5 protein-coding genes and 1 pseudogene are annotated in these 4,602 nt (G+C 64.1%); 1 reads left to right on the forward strand and 5 read right to left on the reverse strand.

The window, feature by feature from the left end; all coding sequences use genetic code 11:
- The 3 genes from GY769_21650 to GY769_21660 form a co-directional block, all read right to left on the reverse strand.
- Window positions 1–693: ISKra4 family transposase (locus tag GY769_21650; GenBank protein ID MCP4204523.1), on the reverse strand; the 693-nt coding region annotated here is incomplete at its 3' end.
- An 80-nt stretch (window positions 694–773) separates the two neighbouring features.
- Window positions 774–1,367, reverse strand: coding sequence for a hypothetical protein (locus tag GY769_21655; protein MCP4204524.1), 594 nt, complete (start codon window positions 1,365–1,367; stop codon window positions 774–776).
- Complete coding sequence (locus GY769_21660; GenBank protein ID MCP4204525.1) at window positions 1,364–2,509, reverse strand: transposase family protein; 1,146 nt, start codon at window positions 2,507–2,509, stop codon at window positions 1,364–1,366. The genes GY769_21655 and GY769_21660 overlap by 4 nt, the downstream gene beginning before the upstream one ends.
- A 244-nt stretch (window positions 2,510–2,753) precedes the next feature.
- Between GY769_21660 and GY769_21665 the strand changes: the two genes are divergently transcribed.
- Complete coding sequence (locus tag GY769_21665) at window positions 2,754–3,110, forward strand: hypothetical protein (protein ID MCP4204526.1); 357 nt, start codon at window positions 2,754–2,756, stop codon at window positions 3,108–3,110.
- 6 nt (window positions 3,111–3,116) lie between these two features.
- Here the strand turns inward: GY769_21665 and GY769_21670 are convergent.
- Together GY769_21670 and GY769_21675 are read right to left on the reverse strand one after the other, a co-directional pair.
- Window positions 3,117–3,686, reverse strand: a pseudogene (locus GY769_21670) (ParB/RepB/Spo0J family partition protein).
- A gap of 201 nt (window positions 3,687–3,887) precedes the next feature.
- On the reverse strand, window positions 3,888–4,343 hold the full coding sequence (locus tag GY769_21675) for a hypothetical protein (GenBank protein ID MCP4204527.1): 456 nt from the start codon (window positions 4,341–4,343) through the stop codon (window positions 3,888–3,890).
- Window positions 4,344–4,602 lie beyond the last annotated feature (259 nt).

Here is a 4,602-nt window from a genome sequence, read left to right on the forward strand (position 1 = left end):
CACCGGAGCGTGATCGTCGTCGATGCTCTGAGGTTCTCGATAGGGGCGCAGGCTGTTCAAGACCTCACCGACTTGGTTGGCTTTCATCCTCCGTGTCTGAGTCTTGATCCAAGCGTCAGGATCCTCGGGCGCACAGGAGGGGGCGGCAGCGGCGAGGTACTTACACAGATGGTAGAAATCGACCAGAAAGGTGCCTTGAGACCCCAAGACACGCTCCACTTGAAGGGCGATCCAAGGCGCGCCATCGGCGACGCAATGGACGGTGGTTTGCTGACCCAGGCCAGCCCGTAGGGCACATCCAAAGAGTCCATCTCCAACCTCATCCGGGAGCCCCAGGGTGGCTGCGAACACCGGCTGAACCTTGCCTTGCTCGTAGGCTAAAGACATACGCCCTTCGTTCCATTCCACTGCGCGACGCCGACGCCCGTCCGTCGGTTCGCCCTCCTGGGGTGGCGGGATCTTCACGATCGGGATCATGGCGCCATCGGTTTGTCCGACCATCGTGGCCACACCCGGCTGCTGCGGCCACACGGCCTCCAGTTCGCCAGGCGCCATCCGCTCACCGTGGCGCAGCGTGATCTGGCGCGCTACGCTCACCGGGATGGTAATGCCGTAGTGCTCCTGCAACTTCTTCGGTGCCTGACCAAACGCCTTGTCCGCACCGAAGTCCACCACCGCGCGCTGCAGCGGCATCGAGTTTCCTCGGTGATGGACCGCCGCTGCCTCACAGAAGGGCCGCATGACGTGCCCTGCGAGCAGAAACAGCTGCTCCTCTATGTAGATCTTTCCGAACGTCGTCCGCCACCAGACGTTTTTTTTCCATGCCCACTCACCGGGTCTTCTCCTTCGCGGGCTTGCTGCTCCTTCTCCTGTGCCTTGCCTGACGCCCAGGCCTGCAACGCGTCGTTGCCCATACGCCGGAGCTCTTCGATCACCCGCTGTTCCGCCGCATCCGCCCTGTCCAAGTCGCCCGCAGCGTCCTCGACAATTCCCAACAGCGCCTCAATCCGCTCTCGAAGATGCGGATGGGCCTCCAGACGCTCCTCCAAACTTCGCTGTCTCGTCATGGGTTTGCTCCTCCTGAACAAGTTCCCACGAACGTCTACTACAGACCGGCAGATCTGTCCAGCCCCCCCGATGACGCCATCCGTCGTGTCCAAACCCATGATGACGGCATTACCGCCCAACTTACGCTCACTCACGTACCAGTTCCAATTGCACCCGTGCCACTGGGGTCGGACCAGGCGCAGGAGGAATTCGTGGTACGGGACCTGTTCTTTCTCGGCCCGGCGCAGCTCCTCGTCGAGGAGCTCTTCGATCTTGCGCAAGTGCAAGCTCTTGAGCAGTTGTTCCAGCTCTTCGGTCATTCGTCGTCTCCTTTCTCAGTGGTTGGCAGGCGGAAATAGACGTCCGCGATGTGGCGCAAGACCATCCGCTCGACGCGATCGAGGTCAAACAGGCCGTAGTGAGCCGCTCGGTCGATGGCGGCGACGAGTGGCTCGCGCGGGTACTCATGCACCATCCTCAGGAGTTGACGCAGGGCCAGGGTCGTTGACTTGCGCCCCTTCTTCTTCAGCTCGGCGACGTAGTCGGCGATCTCGGGGGCCTGCTTCAGCAGCGCTGTCTCCTCGCGGCTGGGATCCTTCTTGCGGCGGGTGCGGTGCCGGCGATGCTCGGGCAGTGTCGTGCGCTTGGCGCAAGGATCGATCACCCGCTGGTGGATCACCTCCGGGGCTCGCCGGGTCTGGATCTCCAGGTGCTCCTGGGTCTCGCGCACCTGGACCTGGCGCCCGATCCAGTCCTCCGGTACCGAGTAACGGTTGGTGTCCAGCGCCACGTAGCCCTCCACGTCGACGGTCCGGTGATGGACCAGGTAGGGCTCGGGGATCCACGCCGGCAGGGGCTGCAAGTGGGTCCGCTCCACGGCGTAGAGCTCCACCGGCTTGGCCTTGAGGTGTCTCTTGTAGGTCGCGTTGCTCTTCTCGCACCAGGTGCGAGCCTGCTGGTTCAGATCCTTCCAGTCGGTGAAGGTCCGGCCCGCCAGGAAGTTGGTCTCGACGTGCCAGAAGAGCCGCTCGACTCTCGCCGAGCGGTTGGCGTGGCCCTTCTCGTGAGCCTTCCAGGTGAAGCCGAAGCGCTGGGCGAAAGCCTCCATCTCCGGCACCGGGATCATCACAGCCCCGGTGCCTTGCTGCACCACCACGTGGGTGTTGTCGATCATCATCACCTGCGCCGCGCCGCCGAAGAAGCGCAGCGCCTCGGTCAAGAAGATCTTGCATTCGAAGCGGCGAAACCTCGGGTAGCACTGCACGAAACGCATCCGCGAGTGACACAAAACTGCCCCCGCGGTCTGGACCTTGCGCCACCGGCCGTCGATCTGGGCGCGATGCGGGGAAGTGTCGTGCTGGATCTCCTGTCCCGGGGAGAAGTGGTAGCGCCCGCTCGGCACTTTCGGCGTCTGGCCGATGCCCTCGTGGCGGCAGAACGCCGTCAGGGCGGGATAGGAGATCTCCACCTTCTCGGCTTGAAGCTCCTCCCACACGCGCACCAGATTGCCGCGGCAGGTGGCGTAGAGCTCGAGGATCTCTTGGCGATGGGACTCGGCCTTCCAAGGCCTCAGGACCTGAGGCGGCTCGGGGCTCTCGGAGCGGATCACTTTCTTCACCGAGGTGCGGGAGATCTTCAGCGTCTTGGCGATTCGGCGCATGCCGAGGCCTTTTCGATGAAGCTCCAGAATCGCGGTTCTCAGGGACTTGCTCAGCATCCGGGGCCTCCTTGTCGAAGGGTGGACTCGGCGCGTCCGACGCGTCGAGCTGGGGATCGGAGAGCTCGAGCTCCTGGGCCCACTGCCCGAGCTCGGTAAGCAGCAACTGCAGACCTCGACCCAGCAGATCGCGCTGGGTCGGGGGGATCTTTGCGGCCAGGCGCCGCCACTGGCGCACGCTGCGGCGCGCCCGGGCGAGCAGCCGATCAAGGTGATGCAGCAAGCTCTCCAGCGGGTGAGGTGGCTGCTCTTGCTCGAGCTCGCGCTGGACCTGCAAATACAGCTGTGGGTCCTCGATCAGGCGCTGGCGAACCGGAGGCGACGCGTCGCGCCAGGCGGCATATAGCGCGGCGATCTCGCGACTCTTGAGCTGGTGCTCGGCGATCGCGTCGCACAGGCGCTCACACGCCTCGCGGTCCACGCGTGCCAGCGGTACCAGCGACTTCATCGCGGCTTGCGCGGCGATCTGTCCCCGGCGGATCCGCTCCTGGACCGACGCCGGGAGCTCTTGCACCATGGCCAGGCGCCGCGAGACCCAGGTCGGGCTGCGGTCGAAGCGCCGGGCCAGTTCCTCCTGACTCCAACCGGCGCTGCGAGAAAGCTCCGCCAGCAGCCACCCTTGCTCCAGCGCCGAATCGCCTGGGGCGTTACGCAGGCTGCGCTCCAAGACCAGCGCCTCGGCTTCGCTCAGATCCCACAGCGTCGCCTGCACCGTGTCCTGTCTCAAACGCTTCAGCGCCCGAAGCCGCTTGTAGCCGTCGACGACTACGTACCGATCCGGCACCTCGCCGTGGCGCACGACGATGATCGGTTGCTGTTGACCGCTGGCCTCCAGCGAGGTCAGCACTCGCCGCTCACGCTGCGGGCTGAGCACCCGCAACGCCTCGTAACGCCGCTCCAGCTGGTGAAACTCAAGCTCCATGGCACCTCCTGCCGCCGCGGGTGGCTGGCTGGAGAGCCGACCGTCACCGCCTGCGGTGCCACAGAGCTTGAACTGAGTTGCCCCCGCAGACTATCTGGTCTTGACGCTCGGTCTCAGAAAAAACGTCATAAGTCTCGAATCATCAACAACTTACGCTCATAACTAGTCTTGACACTCGGTGCACAGAAAAGTGCACCTAACTCACGTAGAATCAGGCACTTGAGCCTCGATCTGGTCTTGACGCTCGATCTGGTCTTGCACGTGCAGCAAGACCACTTTCAGCATCAAGATCAGAAAGTCCGTCGTCGCCACCCCGAGTTCGGCATGCGCGAAGGACCAGGGCAACGCTCCCAGCTCCCGAGGTACCGGAGGCACAGGAGGAGGCCGCACCGTGCTGCTGCCACCCGCCACCGGGCGTCCATTGCGCACCACCTCAGCCGCCTGCTGTGCCGCCGCCTTCGCCGCCGCCGAGCGCTGCTGGAGACGACGCGCTTTCCAATAGTCCGGATTCTTCTCCCGCCACGCCTTCTGCGTCTGTGCTCGGCGGGCCTTCTGGCATTCCGGTTTCCGGCACGCCCACTGCCGAGCACCCACTCGCGGGTGGGGCCAGAATCGCTTCGGGCAAAAGGGACATCGCTTCTTTCTCAGCTTGGCCATACCCAGGCCAACACCGAGAACCCGAAGCGCAATCCCTCTGAAACTCCTCGCCACCAGACGAGGATCCAAGATGGACGATGACTGACCCGGAGGTGCGTTCAGTCTCCGGGGCGAAGACGGCTCAGCTGGGGTGGGTCAGTTTTGGCGAGCAGAAGGGGGTCAGTTCTGGCTAGCGTTGAAGCTTGATGCGCTTGGGGCACTTCTTCAACGTCCTGGCTCGCTGCACCGAGCGCCTCCAAGAGGTGGTCCGGACTCTGGG

This window comes from bacterium (assembly GCA_024224155.1).
Taxonomy (GTDB): Bacteria; Acidobacteriota; Thermoanaerobaculia; order Multivoradales; family JAHEKO01; genus CALZIK01.

Coding starts and splice junctions, on each gene's coding strand:
- GY769_21655 (MCP4204524.1), bottom strand. CDS start 1,367: ATGACCGAAGAGCTGGAACAACTGCTCAAGAGCTTGCACTTGCGCAAG.
- GY769_21675 (MCP4204527.1), bottom strand. CDS start 4,343: ATGGCCAAGCTGAGAAAGAAGCGATGTCCCTTTTGCCCGAAGCGATTC.